We start from the raw sequence: 19,608 nt of genomic DNA, 5'->3' as shown, positions 1-19,608 counted from the left end.
TCAACTGGCGCTATTCCTTCTTGGTCGCCCAATGGAACATGACCAGATTGTCGGCGCGCTGCGGCAGGTTGACCTTCTTCGACACGCCCCAGGCCAGTGCCTGCTGGTGCAGCGGGATGTAGGACCAGTCCTTGTTGCCGATTTCGTAGGCCTGCTTGATCAGCTGGTTGCGCTTGGCAGTATCGGTTTCGACCAGCACCTTGTCGGTGATGGCGTCGAACTCCTTGTTGCAGTAGCCGCCGAGATTGGCCTCGCCGCGTGAGGATTTCGCATCGTCGCGGCAGCCCATGATGTCGTAGAGCACGTTGTGGGAGTCCATCGTGCTCGGCGTCCAGCCCAGGAGGTAGAACGAGGTCTGGTAGCCGCCCTGCTTCAACACCTTGGCGAAGTACTGCGCCTTCGGCTGCGCCAGCAGGTTGATCTTGACGCCGATGCGGGCCAGCATGCCGACAACGGCCTGGCAGATCGCGGCGTCGTTGACGTAACGGTCGTTCGGACAATCCATCGTGACCTCGAAGCCATCGGGATAGCCGGCTTCGGTCAGGAGCTTCTTGGCTCCATCAGGGTCGAATTTCGGCCGCGTGAACTCCTTGGACAGTGCGAACAACTCCGGAGCGATCATCAGCGCCGATGGCGTCGACAGCTCGCGCATCACGCGCTTCTTGATCAGCTCGATGTCGATCGCCTTGTAGAAGGCCTCGCGGACGCGGACGTCCTTGAACGGGTTCTTGCCCTTGATGTTGGAGTAGAGCAGCTCATCGCGCATCTGATCGAAGCCGATGAAGATCGTGCGCAGCTCCGGCCCCTTCAGCACCTGGGCGTTCGGGCTGGAATCGACGCGGGAGATGTCCTGGATCGGCACCGGCTCGATGACGTCGACTTCGCCTGAGAGCAGCGCAGCGACGCGGGTTGCGTCCGAAGCGATCGGGGTGAAGACGATCTCCTTCAGGTTACCTTCGACCTTGCCCCAGTAATTGGGGTTGGCCTTGAAAACCGTCTTCACGCCGGGCTGATGGCTTTCGATGGTGAACGGACCGGTGCCGTTCTCGTGGAGAGAGGCATAGCTCGGCGTGGTGGCCGCCACCGGCGTCGGGTCGACGACGTTGTTCTCCTCGGCCCATTTCTTGTCCATGATGTACCAGACATCCCACGAGTTATGCAGGATGGGATTGGGCGAAGGCAGCACGAAATCGACGGTGTAGTCGTCGACCTTGACCACCTTGACGTCGGGCGCAAGGCGGGTCTGCATGTTGGACCCCTTCTTGCGGACGCGATCGGCCGAGAAGACTACGTCGTCGGCGGTGAAGGGGTCGCCGTTGTGGAATTTCACGCCCTTGCGCAAATGGAAGCGCCAGCGGGTCGGCTCCGGGGTTTCCCAGCTTTCGGCGAGCGCCGGAATGATCTTGAGGTCTTTGTCGCGCGCGGTGAGGCCTTGATAGACGTGGCCGAGATGGGCGTGGGTGGTGCTTTCGTTCAGCGTATAGGGATCAAGGGATTTCAGGTCACCCTGGTTGGCATAACGCAGCGTCTGGCTCGACGCCGGCGCGACCGTCAACGCAAGCGTACCGGCGAGCGTCGCCGCAAACAGACTTCGACCGACTGACATTCTTGACCCTCTCCACTCTACCGTGCCGATGATTTTTGATTGTTCGGCAGGGCTGATTGATCCATGTTGCCCAGAGTTCTCGACCGGTGCAAGCGCCATTCCAGCAAGGAACGCGCCAAGTTGCACCGCTGTGCAGCAATGCTGACCGTGCCGCCTGGCATGGAGGACCGCGTCTTTCGACTTTGGTTGACTATATCGGCCGATTGCGGGACGGGGCATGTCGCGCCTGCATCAGGTCGCTTGCGTCGCACCACAACTCGCGGCGATACTGCCGACAGGCCGCTCGAATCTCATCCGGAGGGGACATGAAAGTTAATATCGAAATCGACTGCACCCCCCTCGAGGCCCGCCAGTTCTTCGGTTTGCCTGACGTGGGGCCGATGCAGACGGCGGTGATGGACAAGCTGCAGCAGCAGGTGCTCAGCAACATCGAGAAGGTCTCGCCGGAATCGCTGATCCAGAGCTGGTTCACGTTCGATCCGAAGATCGCCGAGCGGTTTCAGGACATGTTCGTCACGATGGCGGGCCTCGGCGGCACGCGCAGCAGCGACAAGAAGAAATAATGCCGTCCGGGCCGGACGGGCGGCAGGCGCCGGGCGGGCTTCGTCCGCCGGGCCTCGCCCTGCTGCTTGCAGAAGCGCGCGGCCTGTTCGAATTCAATGCGAGCCTGCTGCTATCGCCAGTCCTGATGCGCGCGCCCAGGGGTGACGGTCATCCGGTGCTGGCGCTGCCGGGCTTTCTGGCCAGTGACCTCTCGATGGCCCCGATGCGGCGCTATCTCGCCGAGCTCGGCTATGAGGCACATGCCTGGCGGATGGGCCGCAATCTCGGCGGGCTGGGGCGGATGCGCCAGTCGCTGCGCACCCGTCTGGCCGAAATCCATGCTGCGAGCGGACGCAAGGTCAGCCTGGTCGGATGGAGCCTCGGCGGCGTCTATGCTCGCGATCTCGCGCTCCAGGCGCCCGACATGGTCCGTTATGTCGTCACGCTCGGCAGCCCTTTTGCCAATGACGTGCGGGCGACCAACGCCACGCGGCTCTACGAGGCGCTATCAGGCGAGCGGGTCGAGGATTTCGCCGAATTGCGCGAGGCGATCGCCGGCGATCTTCCGGTGCCGGCGACGTCGATCTATTCGCGGGCCGACGGTGTCGTGAACTGGCGAACCTGCTTGCTGCGTCCCTCCGACCGTGCCGAGAACATCGAGGTGCATCTGGCGAGCCATATCGGGCTCGGGGTGAACCCTGCGGCGCTGTGGGCCGTGGCCGACCGCCTGGCGCAACCGGAAGGGGAATTCTCGCCATTTGACCGGGCAGGGCCGTTTGCCATTGCATATGCCCCGCCGGAACAGGCAGTATCGGCCTGACGAGAAGCGCTGGCCAAGGCGCCCGTCAAATCTTGCGGGAGGGAACTATGGCTGACGGTAAGAAGCTGTCGTCGCTGGACGCGTCGTTTCTCTATCTGGAAACGCCGGAGATGCCGATGCATGTCGGGAGCATGGCGATCTTTCGCCTGCCCGACGACTACAAGGGCGACTTCTTCGAAGACTTCAAGGCGATGATCGTATCGCGCCTGCACATCGCGCCGATCCTGAAGGCGCGGCTGGAAAAGGCGCCGCTCGATATCGATCATCCCTCCTGGGTCGAGGACGATCAGTTCGACATCGACCGCCACATCTTCCGCGCCAGCCTGCCGCAGCCGCGCGACCGCGCCACGCTGGAGCGCATCGTCGGCTGGATGCACGCCAAGCTCTTGAACCGAGCTCGCCCGCTCTGGGAGTTCTACGTGTTCGAGGGCATGAAGGACAACGAGGTCGGGCTCTATTCGAAGATGCACCATGCCGCAATCGACGGCGGCGCTGGTGCCGCCCTGACCAACATGATCTACGACATCTCGCCGATCCCGCGGAAGGTCGATCCGCCGGCCGCGGGATCCAAGTCGGGACAGGAGCCGCGTGACATCGCCGCCAACCTGCTCGATTCCTATCAGCAGCTGTTCAACCAGCCGCTCGACGCCGGCAAGGCCGCCCAGAACCTGCAATTGCCGCGCACCGGCAAGAGCGACATCGGCTCGATCCTGTTCGACAATGCGATGTACCAGATCGAGAGCGCGGTGCGCTTTGCCGGCAATATCCCGACCATGGTCAAGAGCGTCTCCGAGGTGCTTGGCAAGGTCGCCGATCCGAAGTCGCGCGAGAGTCTCGCCAGCATGGTGTCGCCGCCGACCATGCTCAACAAGACCATCTCCTCGGAGCGAAGCTTCGCCGGCGTCTCGATCCCGCTGTCGCGGGCGAAGGCGCTGGCCAAGCAGGCCGGCGGCAAGCTCAACGACGTCGTGTTGGCGCTCGCCTCCGGCGTGGTCCGGCGTTACCTGAAGGAGTACAGCACGCTGCCGGCGAAATCGCTGACCGCGGCGGTGCCGATCTCGCTGCGCGAGGAGGGTAACACCGAAGCCAATAACCAGGTGTTCGGCATGATCTGCGCGATCGCGACCAACATCGACGATCCCAAGGCGCGGCTCGAAGCCATCATCGCGCAATCGACCAAGTCCAAGGAGATGTCGCACCCCCTGCGCGCGCTGATGCCCCAGGTCTCCAACATCTCGATGCTCGGCGCGCCGATCATGGTGCAGATCCTGGCGCTGCTCTACAGCCGCTCGAACCTGTCGGACGTGCTGCCGCCGGCCGCGAACATCACGGTGTCCAACGTGCCGGGGCCGCGGCAGACGCTCTACGCTGCCGGCGCGGAGCTATTGCACATCTTCCCGGTGTCGATCTCGACGCACGGGCAGGCGCTCAACATCACCGTGCAGAGCTATCGCGACCAGCTCGATTTCGGCTTCATCGTCGGCGCCAACATCATTCCGCATGTGCAGGTGATGTGCGACATGCTGCCGGAGGAGTTCGCCGCGCTGGAGGCGGCCTACGCGCCGCCGGCGACCGACATCAAGGGTGCCGCTGAGTAGGAATGGTTCGATGATTGAAATGCCACCGCTCAAGTTCGTGCAGACGAACGGAATCCGCATGGGCTATTACGAAGCTGGCCCGAACACCGACATGCCGCCGATGGTGCTGTGCCACGGCTGGCCCGAGCTCGCCTTCTCCTGGCGTCACCAGATCAAGGCGCTGAGCGAGGCCGGCATCCGCGTGATCGCGCCCGACCAACGCGGTTATGGCGCGACCGACCGGCCCGAGCCGGTCGAGGCTTACGACATCGAGCACCTGACCGGCGACCTCGTCGGGCTCCTCGATCATTTGAATATCGACAAGGCAATCTTCGTCGGTCACGACTGGGGTGGCTTCATTGTCTGGCAGATGCCGTTGCGCCACATTGAGCGGGTTGCGGGGGTGGTCGGCGTCAACACGCCTCATACCAACCGCGCCTGGGCCGATCCGATCGAGCTCCTGCGCGCGCGCTTCGGCGACAAGATGTACATCGTGCAGTTCCAGGATCCGGCGCGTGAACCCGACAAGATCTTTGGCAGTCGCGTCGAGCAAACCTTCGATGCTTTCATGCGCAAGCCGGTGCCGCGCCCGCCAGACGCTCCGGCAGAGGAGGTGGTTGCCGGCGTCGGCGCTTCGCCGCGGGTCAATCTGGCGTTTCCGCAAATGATTGCTGCCTATGATGCGAAGCACGATCCGCGTACGCCCATCCTGTCACCGGAAGAGAAGAAGGTGTTCGTCGACAATTTCACCAGAACCGGCTTTACCGGCGGTATCAACTGGTACCGCAACATGTCGCGCAACTGGACGCGTGCCGAAGGGCTCGATCATACGGTGCGCGTACCGTCGCTGATGATCATGGCCGAGAACGACGCGGTGCTGCCGCCGTCCTCCGCCGATGGCATGGACAAGCTGATTCCCGATCTCGAGAAGTATCTGGTGAAGGATAGCGGCCATTGGACGCAGCAGGAGAAGCCGGAAGAGGTCAGCGCCAAGCTGATCGAATGGCGTAGAAGGCGATTTGGGTGAGGACGCAGACGTCATCCCGGGGCGATGCATAGCATCGAACCCGGGATCTCGAGATTCCGGGTCTGGTCCTTCGGACCATCCCGGAATGACGCAAGGCAGGGGGAAACGCACGTCAATGTCATCCAAGAACCGTCTGGACCCGATCCCGCATCCGCCGACCAAGCCTGTGGTCGGCAACATGCTGTCGCTGGACTCGGCCGCCCCCGTGCAGCATTTGACGCGGCTCGCCAAGGAGCTCGGTCCGATCTTTTGGCTCGACATGATGGGCTCGCCGATTGTGGTCGTCTCGGGCCACGATCTCGTCGATGAGCTCTCCGACGAGAAGCGTTTCGACAAGACGGTGCGCGGCGCGCTGCGGCGCGTGCGCGCGGTTGGCGGCGACGGCCTGTTCACGGCCGACACCCGCGAGCCGAACTGGAGCAAGGCGCACAACATCCTGCTCCAGCCGTTCGGCAACCGCGCCATGCAGTCCTACCACCCGAGCATGGTCGATATCGCGGAGCAGCTTGTCCAGAAGTGGGAGCGGCTGAATGCCGACGACGAGATCGACGTCGTCCACGACATGACGGCGCTGACGCTGGACACCATCGGCCTGTGCGGTTTCGAGTATCGCTTCAATTCGTTCTACCGGCGCGACTACCATCCCTTCGTCGAGTCGCTGGTGCGCTCGCTCGAAACCATCATGATGACCCGCGGCCTGCCGTTCGAGCAGCTCTGGATGCAGAAGCGGCGCAAGACGCTCGCCGAAGACGTCGCCTTCATGAACAAGATGGTCGACGAGATCATCGCCGAGCGGCGCAAGAGCGCGGAGGGGATCGACGACAAGAAGGACATGCTCGCCGCGATGATGACTGGCGTCGACCGTTCGACCGGCGAGCAGCTCGACGATGTCAACATCCGCTACCAGATCAACACGTTCCTGATCGCGGGCCATGAGACCACCAGCGGCCTGTTGTCCTACACGCTCTATGCGCTGCTCAAGCACGCGGACATCCTCAAGAAGGCCTATGACGAGGTCGATCGTGTCTTCGGCCCCGACGTCAACGCGAAGCCGACCTACCAGCAGGTGACGCAGCTCACCTACATCACGCAGATTCTGAAAGAGGCGCTGCGGCTGTGGCCGCCGGCGCCGGCCTATGGCATCTCGCCGCTGAAGGACGAGACGCTCGGCGGCGGCAAGTACAAGCTCCGGAAGGGCACCTTCACCACCATCCTGGTGACGGCGCTGCATCGCGATCCCAGCGTCTGGGGACCGAATCCGGACGCCTTCGATCCCGAGAATTTCAGCCGTGAGGCGGAGGCCAAGCGGCCGGTCAATGCCTGGAAACCGTTCGGCAACGGCCAGCGCGCCTGCATCGGCCGCGGCTTTGCCATGCACGAGGCCGCGCTCGCGCTCGGCATGATCCTGCAGCGCTTCAAGCTGATCGATCACCAGCGCTATCAGATGCATCTGAAGGAAACTCTGACGATGAAGCCGGAAGGCTTCAAGATCAAGGTGCGTCCGCGCGCCGATCGCGAGCGTGGCGCCTATGGCGGGCCCATCGCGGCTATGTCCTCGGCGCCGAAGGCGGCGCGCCAGCCGACGGCCCGGCCCGGCCATAACACGCCGATGCTGGTGCTTTACGGCTCCAATCTCGGCACCGCCGAGGAACTCGCGACGCGCATGGCTGATCTCGCCGAGATCAACGGCTTTGCCGTGCATCTCGGCCCGCTCGACGATTACGTCGGAAAGCTGCCGCAGGAGGGCGGCGTTCTGATCATCTGCGCGTCCTACAACGGCGCGCCGCCTGACAACGCGACGCAGTTCGTCAAATGGCTCGGCGGCGATCTGCCGAAAGATGCCTTCGCCGGCGTGCGCTACGCCGTGTTCGGCTGCGGCAACAGCGACTGGGCTGCGACCTATCAATCGGTGCCGCGCCTGATTGACGAGCAATTGTCGTCGCATGGTGCGCGCGCGGTTTATCCGCGCGGCGAGGGCGATGCGCGCAGCGATCTCGACGGCCAGTTCCAGAAATGGTTCCCGGCGGCGGCCCAGGTCGCGACGAAGGAGTTCGGCATCGACTGGAATTTCACCCGCACTGCCGAAGATGATCCGCTCTATGCGATCGAGCCGGTAGCGGTCACAGCCGTCAACACCATCGTCGCCCAGGGCGGTGCTGTCGCAATGAAGGTGCTCGCCAACGACGAGCTTCAGAACAAGGGCGGATCCAATCCATCCGAGCGTTCGACGCGCCACATCGAGGTGCAGCTGCCGTCCAACGTCGCCTACCGCGTCGGCGATCATTTGAGTGTCGTGCCACGCAACGATCCGACCCTGGTGGATTCGGTCGCCCGCCGCTTCGGCTTCCTGCCCGCCGACCAGATCAGGCTTCAGGTCGCCGAGGGCCGCCGTGCGCAATTGCCGGTAGGGGATGCCGTGTCGGTCGGCCGCCTGCTCAGCGAGTTCGTCGAGCTGCAGCAGGTCGCGACGCGCAAGCAGATCCAGATCATGGCCGAGCACACCCGGTGCCCGGTCACCAAGCCGAAGCTGCTCGCCTTCGTCGGCGAGGAGCCTGAGCCGCTCGAGCGTTACCGCAGCGAGATTCTAACCAGTCGCAAATCGGTGTTCGATCTGCTGCTCGAATATCCCGCCTGCGAATTGCCGTTCCATGTCTATCTGGAAATGCTTTCGCTGCTGGCGCCGCGCTATTACTCGATCTCGTCCTCGCCGTCGGTCGACCCGGCGCGCTGCAGCGTCACGGTCGGCGTGGTCGAAGGGCCGGCCGCCTCCGGCCGCGGCACCTACAAGGGCATCTGCTCGAACTACCTCGCCAACCGTCGCGCGGGCGATGCGATCTACGCCACCGTACGCGAGACCAAGGCCGGCTTCCGGCTTCCCGACGATCCCTCGGTGCCCATCATCATGATCGGCCCCGGCACGGGCCTCGCGCCGTTCCGCGGCTTCCTTCAGGAGCGGGCGGCGCGCAAGGCGAAGGGCGCCACCCTCGGACCCGCGATGCTGTTTTTCGGCTGCCGCCATCCCGATCAGGATTTTCTCTACGCGGACGAGCTGAAGGCGCTGGCGGCGAGCGGCATCACGGAACTCTTCACGGCGTTCTCGCGCGCGGACGGACCGAAGACCTATGTGCAGCACCTGCTCGCCGCGCAGAAGGACAAGGTCTGGCCGCTGATCGGGCAGGGCGCGATCATCTATGTCTGCGGCGACGGCGGCAAGATGGAGCCGGACGTGAAGGCGGCACTGGTCGCGATCCATCGCGAGAACAGCGGCAGCGACGCGGCCGCAGCTGCGCGCTGGATCGAGGAGATGGGGACGAAGAACCGGTATGTGCTGGACGTCTGGGCGGGTGGGTGATTGTTCGCCCGATCATGCTAAACGTCCCTCATGATTCCCTGGGAAAAAATCGATACCGCCAAGATCCCCGGCTCCGACGAGGAGCTCCGCTTGATGCGGCGGGGCAAGGAGTTTTCCATCAAGCTCGGCACCAACGAGCTGATGAACAACCGCCTGTCGGGCTCGGAGGCCGCGCTCGCAACGCTCGCGGCGAAGCAGATCGAGACGGTCGCAAAACCCGTCGTCCTGATCGGCGGCCTCGGCATGGGCTTTACGCTGCGTGCAGCGCTGGCGGTGCTTGGCGCCAAGGCGAAAATCGTGGTCTCCGAGCTCGTGCCTGCGGTGGTCACCTGGGCACGTGGACCGATGGCGGAGGTCTTCGGCGATAGCCTCGATGATGCCAGGGTCAGCATCCGGGAAACCGATGTCGGCGAAGTCATCCGTGCCAAGAGCGCGGCCTTCGACGCTATCCTGCTTGACGTCGACAACGGCCCCGAGGGGCTGACCCGCAAAGGCAATGATGCGCTCTACAGCGCAAGCGGGCTGGCGGCGGCGAAGACAGCACTGCGGCCGGGCGGCGTGCTCGCCGTCTGGTCGTCGGGACCCAATCCCGCCTTCACCAAGCGCCTTAAGCGCGCGGGCTTCGACGTCAATGAAGTCGCCGTCCGCGCCACCGGCAGAGGCGGCGGCGCGCGCCACGTAATCTGGATGGCGAGGAAGAGTTAAGCCGCCTGCGCGGCCGCGCCATGCGCGTGCTTGTCGATGGCGCCAATGATCTCGGGCCAGAACCGCATCGGCAGCGCGTGGCCCATGCCCTCGATCATCAACAGTTTTGCGTTCGGGATTGACGCCGCCGTGTCCTTGCCGCCCTCGGGCCGCACCAGCGGGTCGACGGTGCCGTGAATGACCAGCGTCGGCGCCTGCACGGCGTGCAGCCTTTCCTTGCGACTGCCGGACGCCAGCACGGCGCGGAGCTGGCGGCCGACGCCGGCTGGATTGAGCCCGCGCGCGAACACGCGCTCGGCGCGTTCAGGATCGAGCGCTTCCTCCTCCGGGAAATGCCCGGCGCGCAGCACCTTCCAGGTCTGGCCGTAGCGGACGATGAACTCTTCCTTGCTGCGCGGCGGCGGCGCCATCAGCATTGCGGCCGCCTCACGCGTCGGCGGCGGGACGCGCGGATTGCCTGTCGTCGACATGATCGAGGTCAGCGATCGCACGCGCTGCGGGAACGACAGCGTCACCTCCTGCGCGATCATTCCGCCCATGGACGCACCGACAAGATGCGCCGACTTGATCCCGAGCGCGTCCATCAGCCCGACCGTGTCTTTCGCCATGTCGATCAGCCTGTAGGTTGCCGCGACGGGAATCTTGAAGAAGCGTAGCTTGAGCAGCTCGAGTGGCGTCAACCGCTTGCCGCCCGTCAGATGGCCCGACTTGCCGATGTCGCGGTTGTCGAAGCGGATCACGCGGAAGCCGCGTGCGGCAAGCTGCTCGCAGAACGCATCGTCCCAGTGGATCATCTGGGCGCCTAATCCCATGATCAGCAGCAGCGGCTCGGCATTGTCGTTGCCGAAGATCTCGTAGCAGATGTCGATGCCGTTGGCGCGGACGGTCTGAGGCGGCTGACGGGCGTTCACGGGCGCTTTCCCTTGGCTTTTTGCTCGATTGTGTATCGCACGGTTTCCCGTTGCAATGAAAGCCGCACGCGGCACCGAGCCGCTGCTTGCCGGTTGACCGGCACGGCGCAACGGTGTGGTATGGCGGAAAAAGAAGGGCATCGAAGCTCTCGACATCTGGAGGACGCCGATGACCGACAAGACCAATGACCCGGTCGCCATGTGGCAAAAGATGGTCGGTGAGATGGAGAAGGGGTTCAACTCCTTCGCCAACCAGGCCATGTCGTCACCCGAGTTTTCGCGGGCGATGAACCGTGCGGGGGGAGTTGCTGCAGGTGCTCAGAAGCAGCTCGGCGAACTCATGGAGAAGTATCTGGTCTCCATGAACCTGCCGAGCCGGGAGCAGGTCACAGGCCTTGCCGAAAGGCTGCAAGCTATCGAAGGCCAGATCGGTGAGATCAAGTCGCTGCTGAGCCAGATGGCTGCAAGTGCCGGCGTGTCTCAGGGGGCCGATTCCGCATTGCGGCCGCCACGCACCAAGCGTCCGCCGTCTGAGGGCGGAGAGCAGGCATGAATGCAGCTCCCGGACTTGATTTCGCATCTATCCCGGAACGCATCCAATCCGAGGTGCAGCGCGCCATCCAGCGCAGCATCAAGGGCGTCGAATATTTCTCGACCTCGGGTCCGTCACTTGGATCGACGCCTAAGGATGTGCTGCATTCGCGCGGCACGATGAGCCTCTATCACTATCGGCCGATGTCGGACGAGATCTACCGTGTGCCGGTGCTGATCGTGATGGCGACCACCAACCGCGGCTACATCCTCGACCTCGTGCCCGGCCAGAGCTTTATCGAATTCCTGCTCAAGCGCGGTTACGACGTCTATATGCTCGACTGGAGTGCGCCACGGCCGGAGGAGAAGAGCCTGCGGATGGAGGACTACGTCCTCGACTTCATCCCGGACTGCGTCCGCCGGGTACAGGCTGATTCCGGTGAGCAGGACGTCTCGGTCATCGGCTATTGCTTCGGCGGCGTGCTGTCGCTGCTCTACGGCGCGATCCACAAGGACGGGCCGATGAAGAATTTGATCTGCTTCACCACGCCGATCGACTTCCGAGAGATGAAGCTGTTCTCGAACTTCTCCGACCGTCGCTATTTCGACGTCGACCATCTCGTCGACAGTGTCGGCAACGTGCCGCCGGAGATGATCCTGTCCTCGTTCGAGATGTTGCGTCCGGCCTCGCGCACGGTCAGCCAGATCCAGCTCTGGGAAAACATCTGGAACGACGAGTTCGTCAAGTCCTACCGCATGTTCGACCGTTGGGCGACCGACACGCTGCCGCTGGCGGGCGAGTATTTCCGCGCCATCACCAAGGACCTGATGTGGGACAACAAGCTGTTCAACGACACCATGTCGGTCGGCGGCCGGCCTGCGAAGCTCGACAACATCAAGGTGCCGATTCTGCATGCGGTCGCCGAGCATGATCACATCGTGCCGTATGACGCCGCCAAGCACCTGATCGCGAAGATTGGATCCGCGGACAAGGAAGAGGTGATGCTGAAGGGCGGTCACGTCTCGCTCGTCGCGGGAGCCAACGCCGTCAAGCGGCTGTGGCCGAAACTGGATTCTTGGCTAGGGAAGAGATCGACATGAGCGAGCAGCGTTCCTATCCGCGCCACGTCAAGACCGACGCCGGCGATATCGAGATTCGCCTGATGTCGCCCGCGGATGAAGCCGCGGTGCTCGCCTTCGGCAAAGGCCTGCCGACCCACGATTTGCTGTTTTTGCCGCGCAATATCAGCGAACCGAAGGTGCTGTCGGCCTGGGTCAAGGAGATCGAGCGTGGCGCGATTACGAGCCTGCTTGCGGTTAGGGACGGTAAGGTCGTCGGCTGCGGCACGCTGGTGCGCGATCCGCACTCCTGGTCACCCCATGTCGGCGAGATCCGCATGGTCGTCTCGCTCGAAGTTCGCGGGAAGGGGGTAGGGCGGGCGCTGTCGCAGGAGACCTTTGCGCTCGCGCTCGGTGCGGGCCTGGAGAAACTTTCGGTTCAGATGACGGTCGACCAGCAGGCTGCGATCGCCGTATTCGAGAGCCTCGGTTTCAAGGCCGAAGCGCTGCTGCGCGACCATGTCCGGGACGTCAACGGCAAGACCCACGACATCGTCGTGCTCGGCCACAACATCGCGCAGGTCCAGGCCCAGATGGAGGCCTACGGGCTGCCAGGCGCCGTCCAGCACTAGGACCGCCGTCCAGCCACCGCTCTAGGGAACCCGCTTGGCCAGGGAGGCATCAGATTGCCGCCCGTTAAGGCTATTCACAGTTTCGTGATATCGCAGTGCAATATGAATATTGCATCGCACAATTGACTGTGCCATATAAGCCGTGCCCCGGGCCAATGCGGACGGGGTGAGCCCATAGCTCAAACCAATGAGGATGGAGAGAACCCCATGACCACTGAAACCAACACCGCTTTCGAGGGCTTCAAGGACGCTTTCAAGAACATCCAGAATCTGGAAGTTCCCGAGGCCGCCCGCGAGTTCGTCAAGAAGACCGCCAACACCGCCAAGGATCGTGCTGCCGAGGCCTTCGCAGGCTCCGAGCGCGTGACCGCCGCCGTCGAGAACGCGGTGACCGAATCCGTCGCTGAGGCCGGCAAGATCAGCCGCAACATCCAGCAGGCGATCTATGACGACGCCCAGGCGTTCTTCGCCGGCATCGACAAGCTTGCTTCCGCCAAGTCGGTCAGCGAAGCCGTCGAGATCCAGTCGAGCCTGCTCCGCGCCCGCGGCGAAGTGTTCGTCTCGCCTGCCAAGGCGACCGCCGACTATTTCGGCCAGCTCGCCGCCAACGGTGCGAAGTCCGCTCAGGACAATTTTGCCAAGGTCTACAACAAGACCGCCTGATCCGGCGCCCTGAGTGAAAACTGAAATTTGAGGCCCGCTTCGGCGGGCCTTTTGTTTCTGCGTTGCCGTCATTGTGACTGACCGTCATTCCGGGGCGCCCGAAGGGCGAACTCTGGTGCGCTCTTGCGCACCAGAGAATCTCGAGCTTCTCAGGTGCGCAAGAGCGCACCATAGTTCGATGCTTCGCATCGCCCCGGAATGACGTAATCTCCCATCCGTCATGAATGCACCCGCCACCTTCTCCTTCGACACTCCCGGCGATGCCGAACGCGCGGCCGAGCTGCGCCGCGTGAAGGCGCTGGCGACGCTGGTCTTGGCCGCGACGCTTCTGCTCTTCATCGTCGCGAAATGGCTGCTGCCGGTGCATCCCGTGTTCGGCTTCATCGCCGCCTTCGCGGAAGCCGCGACCATCGGCGGGCTTGCCGACTGGTATGCCGTGGTCGCGCTGTTCAAGCGTCCGCTCGGCCTGCCGATCCCGCATACCGCGATCATCCAGAGCAACCAGGCCCGGATCGCCGACAAGCTCGGCGAATTCATCCAGGTGCATTTCCTCGAGGCCGGTCCGGTCGAGGCCAAGCTGAAGGAGATCGATTTCGGCTCCTTCGTCGCCGACTGGCTGCGCGACCGCAAGCGCAGCGACGATCTCGCGCGCTTCGCGCTCCGCCTGTTCCCGGAAGCCGTCTCGGCGACGGAGAGCTCGGGCCTGATGACCTTCATCATCCGCCGCATGTCTTCGCAGCTCCAGGCCATCGACCTCGCCCCGCTCGCGGCCGGCACGTTGCGCGGCTTCGTGGCGGAGGGACACCATCAGATCCTGTTCGACGATCTCCTGCGCGTGATGCACGAGACGCTGAACCAGAAAGAGACGATGGGGATGATCCGGGAGAAAGTGCGCGCGGAATTGCCAACCCTGCTGCGGCTCTATCGCGCGGACAAGTTTCTGGTGAACAAGATCGTGGCGTCCGCCACCGCCTTCTTCAATGAAGTGCGCAGCGATCCCAAACATCCGTTCCGCGGCGAGTTCGATCGCATGGTGCTGAGCTTCGTCGACCGGCTCGGCACCGATCAGGCCTATATCGACCGGATCGACGGGCTGAAGCGCGATCTGCTTGCGCGGCCCGAGCTTGCCGATCTCGCCCGCACCGTCTGGGCCAACACGCGCTCTTTCATCGAGCGCAGCGCGAGCGGCGAGACGCAGGTGCTGCAGCATCATCTCGCCGGCATGTTCGTCGCCGCAGGAGAAGCGCTCGCGGGCGATGCCGAGCTGCGCGGCGAGATCAACAAGGGGCTGGTAACGGTGCTGCGCAGCTTCGTCGCCGACCAGAAAAGCGGCGTCTCCATCTTCATCTCCGACCAGGTCAAGGCGTGGGACATGGCGCAGTTGATTTCGCTGATCGAAATCAACATCGGGCGCGACCTGCAATACATCCGCTTCAACGGTTCGCTGATCGGTGGGCTCGCCGGGCTGGTGCTCTACTCCGTAGAATACCTGCTCCGATTGCTGTGACTTTTGCGTCACGGACGTTAGCATTAACGCGCGGGCCTATTGTCGCCCCGCGACTCTCCCGCTTGAATGTCGGGAACCGGCCGCCTAGCTGATTCATGCTGCGCTGCGGAACGATCAAGAAGCCGGCGTATTGGAATTCATGCCCATTTGCCGGCATCGCGCCCGGCGTCTTCTCAGGGGAAACATTGATGACCGCTACTGCCCAGACGCTGCGTCCGCCGTCGAGAACACTGATGTTTCTGGAAGGGCGCGCGATCCACGAGTTCGGCGCGTTCCTCGGCGCGCTGCCGCTGCTGAGCCTTGCGCCGCGCGGCGATGGGCATCCGGTGCTGGTGCTGCCGGGCCTCGTGGCCTCGGATGCATCCACGCGTGCGTTGCGGACGTTTCTGACCAGCAAGGGTTATGCGGTGAGCGGCTGGCGCCAGGGCCGCAACTATGGTCTGCGCGAGGGCGTGCAGCATGCCATGGTCGATCTGGTCGAGGAGCTCAGCGACACCCATGGCCGCAAGATCAGCCTGGTCGGCTGGAGCCTTGGCGGCCTCTATGCACGTCAGCTCGCCAAGATGATGCCCGAGCGCGTGCGCCAGGTGATCACGCTCGGCAGCCCCTTCGCCGGCAATCCCCGCTCCACCAACGCCTGGCGCGTCTATGAATGGGCGAGCGGGCGGAAGTCCGACGAGATCGACCCGCGGTTCGGCGGCGAGCTCGCTGTCCCGCCGCCGGTGCCGACCACCGCCATCTTCAGCCGCACCGACGGCGTCTGCGCCTGGCAGGGCTGCATGGAAAAGACGGGCGCCCAGACCGAGAGCATCGAGGTCGAGAGCAGCCATTGCGGCATGGGCCATCATCCCGCCGTGGTCTATGCGGTAGCGGACCGGCTCGCGCAGAAGGAAGGCCAGTGGCGGCCGTTCGATCGTAGCGGCTGGCACAGCCTGGCGTATCCCGATCCGCATCGGTAGTGCGCTTCCTCACCTCGCCCCGCTTGCGGGGAGAGGTCGGATCGCATCGGAGATGCGATCCGAGGGGGAGTCTCCGCGACTCCCACTCTCACCGAATGCGCGGAGGCTCCCCCTCATCCCGACCTTCTCCCCGCAAGCGGGGAGAAGGAGAAGTGGCGTCGCTCCGGTCCATTGTCGCGCCTGTATCAAACGCGCTATGCCTCGGGCATGGCGCATCCGTTGTCCCGCATCATCGACCAGCTCAAGCGCGAACCCTCGCGCACCGGCTCCATCGTCATCACCGTGTTCGGCGACGCCATCGTGCCGCGCGGCAGCTCAGTGTGGCTCGGCACGCTGCTGGAATTCTTTCAAGGGCTCGACGTCGACAGCGGCGTGGTGCGCACCGCGATGTCGCGGCTTGCGGCCGATGGCTGGCTCACGCGGGAAAAGGTCGGCCGCAACAGCTTCTATCGGCTGGCCGAGAAGGGCCGCCAGACGTTCGAGGCTGCGACGCGCCACATCTACGATCCGCCGCCATCGGATTGGACCGGCCGCTTCGAGCTGCTGCTGATCGGCAATGGCGAGGACCGCGACGCCTCGCGTGAGGCGCTGCGCAACGCCGGCTTCGGCAGTCCGCTGCCGGGCGTCTGGGTCGCGCCGTCGGGGGTGCCAGTCCCGGATGAAGCTTCGGGCGCGATCCGTCTCGAGGTCTCGGCGGAGGATGACAGCGGGCGTCGACTGCTCAGCGCGAGTTGGCCGCTGGATCGCACCGCGGATGCCTATCTGAAATTCATGAAGACGTTCGAGCCGCTGCGCGCCGCGATCGGCCGCGGCACGGATCTGTCCGAGGCCGACGCCTTCACTGCGCGCATCCTCTTGATCCACCATTACCGCCGCGTCGTGCTGCGCGATCCGCTGCTGCCCGAAAGCCTGCTGCCGACGAACTGGCCGGGCAGGGCCGCACGGGACCTGTGCGGCGAAATCTATCGTGCGCTGCTTGCCCCCTCCGAACAATGGCTTGATGGACATGGAACCAACGAAAAGGGGCCATTGCCGCCAGCGCGGAAGCTGCTGGAAAGGAGGTTCGAGGCCTGAGTTTTATGTTACAGAAATATCTTGCATGACGTAATTATTGTTATATATTCTCTCCCAATAAATCGGGAGGATGCGCATGTATACCCAGGCGCTGAATACGGCCGAGACCAACGACCGCAGTCTTGAGGACGCAGGCCGAGCTGCGCAGTTCCAGGCCCGCATCGATGTCGAGGAGCGCATCGAGCCGAACGACTGGATGCCGGCGGCCTATCGCAAGACGCTCACACGCCAGATTTCCCAGCACGCCCATTCCGAAATCGTCGGCATGCTGCCCGAAGGCAACTGGATCACCCGCGCGCCGACCCTGCGCCGCAAGGCCGCGCTCCTCGCCAAGGTGCAGGACGAGTGCGGCCACGGTCTCTATCTCTACGCCGCGGCCGAGACGCTCGGCACCTCGCGCGAAGAGCTGGTCGACGCCATGCTCGCGGGCAAAGCCAAGTATTCCTCGATCTTCAACTATCCGACGCTGACCTGGGCCGACATCGGCACCATTGGTTGGCTGGTCGACGGCGCCGCGATCATGAACCAGATCCCGCTGTGCCGCTGCTCCTATGGACCCTATGCGCGCGCGATGATCCGCGTCTGCAAGGAAGAATCCTTCCATCAGCGCCAGGGCTACGAGATCATGCTGACGCTGTGCCGCGGCTCGGACGAGCAGAAGGCGATGGCGCAGGATGCGCTGAATAGATGGTGGTGGCCGGTGCTGATGATGTTCGGCCCGCCAGATAGCACGAGCCAGCATAGCGACACTTCGACGAAGTGGAAGATCAAGCGTTTCTCCAACGACGAGCTGCGCCAGAAGTTCGTCGATGCCACCGTGCCGCAGGCGCAATATCTCGGCCTCACCATTCCCGATCCCGGCATGATTCAGGATGCCGACGGGCACTGGCGTTACAGCGAGATCGACTGGACCGAGTTCAAGCAGGTCCTTGCCGGCAACGGTCCGTGCAATCGCGATCGCATGGCTGCGCGCCGCAAGGCGCACGAAGACGGCGCCTGGGTGCGCGAAGCCGCCGCCGCCTATGCGGCCAAACGTGCGCATCGCCAGACCGCGCAAGCCGCGGAATAGGGAGACCAATATGGCCACGCCGAACACACCGCTGTGGGAAGTCTTCATTCGCAGCCGCAACGGGCTCGCGCACAAGCATGTGGGTTCGCTGCATGCGAGCGACGCGACGATGGCTCTGCAGGCCGCCCGCGACATCTACACCCGCCGCGGTGAAGGCCTGTCGATCTGGGTCGTGCCGTCGACCGCGATCACCGCGAGCGATCCCGCCGAAAAAGGCATGATGTTCGAGCCGGCGGAATCGAAGATCTACCGGCATCCGACGTTCTACGAGGTTCCGGAAGAAGTAGGGCATATGTGATGTCCGTCGCCAACATCGAGGTCTCCGAAACGCCGCTGGTGCTCTACGCGCTGCGCCGCGCCGACGATGCGTTGATCCTCGGCCATCGGCTGTCGGAATGGTGCGGGCACGCACCGATGCTGGAAGAGGACATGGCGCTCTCCAACATCGCGCTCGACCTCATCGGTCAGGCGCGCGAGCTTTACAGCTACGCAGCCAAGGCCGAAGGCAAGGACAACGACGAGGACAAGCTCGCTTATCTGCGCGACGTCAGGCAGTATCGCAACCTGCTGCTGGTCGAGCAGCCGAACGGCGATTTTGCCCAGACGCTGGTGCGACAGTTCTTCTATTCCGCGTTCGCCGACCTCTACTGGCGCGCGATGATGAATTCGCGCGACACGACGCTGGCCGCGATTGCCGCCAAATCTGAGAAGGAGAGCGCCTATCATTTGCGCCACGCCTCGGAGTGGCTCATCCGGCTCGGCGACGGCACCGATGAGAGCCACGCCCGCGCGCAGGCCGCGATCGACCAGCTCTGGGCCTTCACCGGCGAGATATTTGCCGTCGATGAGGGCGAGCGCGCGCTGATCCATGCCGGTATCGCAATCGATCCCGGCACCTTGCGTGGTCGCTGGTTGCAAACGCTTTCCGATGTCGCCAGTGAAGCCACGCTGGTCCTGCCGCAGAACGACTGGATGCAGCAGGGCGGCCGCGTGGGCCGGCACAGCGAACATCTCGGCCATCTCCTGTCCGAGCTGCAATCGATGCAGCGCACCTTTCCGGGGCTGACATGGTGAGCGTGCTCGACCGTGACAGCGAACTGCGCCGGCGCGCCTGGGACGCCGCGGCGAGCGTGGTCGATCCCGAAATTCCAGTGCTGACCATCGCCGACCTCGGCGTGCTGCGCGAGGTTGCGCTCGACGGCGATCACGTCGAGGTCGCGATCACCCCGACCTATTCCGGCTGTCCGGCGATGAACATGATCGCGCTGGAAATCGAGGTCGCGCTGGAGCGCGCCGGTTTTCGTCGGTCAAAAGTCCGCACCGTGCTGTCGCCGGCCTGGACCACCGACTGGATGAGCGAGGAGGGTCGCCACAAGCTGCGCGCCTACGGCATCGCGCCGCCGCGGGCTTCAAGCTCGCGCCGGGCACTGTTTGGTGAACAGGCAGTGGCCTGCCCGCAATGCGGCTCGGAGAACACCGAGCTGCTGTCTGAATTCGGCTCGACCTCCTGCAAAGCGCTGTGGCGCTGCAAGTCCTGCCGCGAACCGTTCGATTACTTCAAGTGTCATTGACC

General features: G+C 63.9%; 19 protein-coding genes. 17 read left to right on the top strand and 2 right to left on the bottom strand.

What is annotated here, in order from left to right; genetic code table 11:
- Nucleotides 1–10: 10 nt before the first annotated feature.
- On the bottom strand, nt 11–1,606 hold the full coding sequence (locus GGD66_RS17995) for an ABC transporter substrate-binding protein (RefSeq protein WP_018315572.1): 1,596 nt from the start codon (nt 1,604–1,606) through the stop codon (nt 11–13).
- Between the two features lie 305 nt (nt 1,607–1,911).
- Between GGD66_RS17995 and GGD66_RS17990 the strand changes: the two genes are divergently transcribed.
- The 6 genes from GGD66_RS17990 (at nt 1,912) to GGD66_RS17965 (ending at nt 9,630) form a co-directional block, all read left to right on the top strand.
- Nucleotides 1,912–2,169: a DUF6489 family protein gene (locus tag GGD66_RS17990; protein WP_028135213.1), complete on the top strand. Its 258-nt coding sequence runs from the start codon at nt 1,912–1,914 to the stop codon at nt 2,167–2,169.
- Nucleotides 2,169–2,969, top strand: a complete 801-nt coding sequence (locus GGD66_RS17985; RefSeq protein WP_092259579.1) for a triacylglycerol lipase — start codon at nt 2,169–2,171, stop codon at nt 2,967–2,969. The genes GGD66_RS17990 and GGD66_RS17985 overlap by 1 nt, the downstream gene beginning before the upstream one ends.
- A 47-nt stretch (nt 2,970–3,016) precedes the next feature.
- Nucleotides 3,017–4,567: a wax ester/triacylglycerol synthase family O-acyltransferase gene (locus GGD66_RS17980; protein ID WP_183258533.1), complete on the top strand. Its 1,551-nt coding sequence runs from the start codon at nt 3,017–3,019 to the stop codon at nt 4,565–4,567.
- A 10-nt stretch (nt 4,568–4,577) separates the two neighbouring features.
- Nucleotides 4,578–5,573, top strand: coding sequence for an alpha/beta fold hydrolase (locus GGD66_RS17975; RefSeq protein ID WP_183258532.1), 996 nt, complete (start codon nt 4,578–4,580; stop codon nt 5,571–5,573).
- A gap of 115 nt (nt 5,574–5,688) precedes the next feature.
- Nucleotides 5,689–8,925 carry a bifunctional cytochrome P450/NADPH--P450 reductase gene (locus GGD66_RS17970; protein WP_183258531.1) on the top strand — a complete coding sequence of 1,079 codons (3,237 nt, stop codon included), beginning with the start codon at nt 5,689–5,691 and terminating at the stop codon, nt 8,923–8,925.
- A gap of 30 nt (nt 8,926–8,955) precedes the next feature.
- Nucleotides 8,956–9,630, top strand: coding sequence for a spermidine synthase (locus tag GGD66_RS17965; protein ID WP_092259571.1), 675 nt, complete (start codon nt 8,956–8,958; stop codon nt 9,628–9,630).
- Here the strand turns inward: GGD66_RS17965 and GGD66_RS17960 are convergent.
- Entirely contained in the window at nt 9,627–10,541 is a 915-nt protein-coding gene (locus GGD66_RS17960) for an alpha/beta fold hydrolase (RefSeq protein WP_183258530.1), read from the bottom strand. The two genes, GGD66_RS17965 and GGD66_RS17960, sit on opposite strands and share 4 nt — an antisense overlap.
- A gap of 169 nt (nt 10,542–10,710) precedes the next feature.
- Between GGD66_RS17960 and GGD66_RS17955 the strand changes: the two genes are divergently transcribed.
- The 11 genes from GGD66_RS17955 to paaD all read left to right on the top strand — a co-directional run bounded on the left by GGD66_RS17955 (nt 10,711) and on the right by paaD (nt 19,606).
- Nucleotides 10,711–11,094, top strand: a complete 384-nt coding sequence (locus GGD66_RS17955; protein WP_183258529.1) for a hypothetical protein — start codon at nt 10,711–10,713, stop codon at nt 11,092–11,094.
- Nucleotides 11,091–12,173 (top strand): alpha/beta hydrolase, encoded by a 1,083-nt coding sequence (locus GGD66_RS17950; protein WP_183258528.1) that lies wholly within the window; start codon nt 11,091–11,093, stop codon nt 12,171–12,173. Before GGD66_RS17955 ends, GGD66_RS17950 begins: the two co-directional genes overlap by 4 nt.
- Entirely contained in the window at nt 12,170–12,763 is a 594-nt protein-coding gene (locus GGD66_RS17945) for a GNAT family N-acetyltransferase (RefSeq protein WP_183258527.1), read from the top strand. The genes GGD66_RS17950 and GGD66_RS17945 overlap by 4 nt, the downstream gene beginning before the upstream one ends.
- Nucleotides 12,764–12,970: 207 nt before the next feature.
- A complete protein-coding gene (locus GGD66_RS17940) occupies nt 12,971–13,426 on the top strand; it encodes a phasin (protein WP_183258526.1) in 456 nt (151 codons plus the stop codon).
- A 220-nt stretch (nt 13,427–13,646) separates the two neighbouring features.
- On the top strand, nt 13,647–14,933 hold the full coding sequence (locus GGD66_RS17935) for a DUF445 domain-containing protein (protein ID WP_183258525.1): 1,287 nt from the start codon (nt 13,647–13,649) through the stop codon (nt 14,931–14,933).
- Nucleotides 14,934–15,121: 188 nt separating this feature from the next.
- Nucleotides 15,122–15,892 (top strand): triacylglycerol lipase, encoded by a 771-nt coding sequence (locus GGD66_RS17930; RefSeq protein ID WP_183258524.1) that lies wholly within the window; start codon nt 15,122–15,124, stop codon nt 15,890–15,892.
- Between the two features lie 207 nt (nt 15,893–16,099).
- Nucleotides 16,100–16,966 (top strand): phenylacetic acid degradation operon negative regulatory protein PaaX, encoded by an 867-nt coding sequence (gene paaX / locus GGD66_RS17925; RefSeq protein ID WP_183258523.1) that lies wholly within the window; start codon nt 16,100–16,102, stop codon nt 16,964–16,966.
- Between the two features lie 76 nt (nt 16,967–17,042).
- The gene (paaA, locus tag GGD66_RS17920; RefSeq protein WP_183258522.1) at nt 17,043–18,035 is read left to right on the top strand and encodes a 1,2-phenylacetyl-CoA epoxidase subunit PaaA; all 993 of its coding nucleotides are present in this window, start codon (nt 17,043–17,045) and stop codon (nt 18,033–18,035) included.
- Between the two features lie 10 nt (nt 18,036–18,045).
- Nucleotides 18,046–18,333: a 1,2-phenylacetyl-CoA epoxidase subunit PaaB gene (gene paaB, locus GGD66_RS17915; protein ID WP_008136594.1), complete on the top strand. Its 288-nt coding sequence runs from the start codon at nt 18,046–18,048 to the stop codon at nt 18,331–18,333.
- Complete coding sequence (paaC, locus tag GGD66_RS17910) at nt 18,333–19,109, top strand: 1,2-phenylacetyl-CoA epoxidase subunit PaaC (RefSeq protein ID WP_183258521.1); 777 nt, start codon at nt 18,333–18,335, stop codon at nt 19,107–19,109. The genes paaB and paaC overlap by 1 nt, the downstream gene beginning before the upstream one ends.
- Nucleotides 19,103–19,606, top strand: a complete 504-nt coding sequence (gene paaD / locus GGD66_RS17905) for a 1,2-phenylacetyl-CoA epoxidase subunit PaaD (RefSeq protein ID WP_183258520.1) — start codon at nt 19,103–19,105, stop codon at nt 19,604–19,606. Before paaC ends, paaD begins: the two co-directional genes overlap by 7 nt.
- Nucleotides 19,607–19,608 lie beyond the last annotated feature (2 nt).

The sequence above is a fragment of the Bradyrhizobium sp. CIR48 genome (assembly GCF_014198315.1).
Lineage (GTDB): Bacteria > Pseudomonadota > Alphaproteobacteria > Rhizobiales > Xanthobacteraceae > Bradyrhizobium.
The sequence above is the reverse complement of the archived record's forward strand: the minus strand, read 5'-3'. Positions and strand labels throughout refer to the sequence as shown.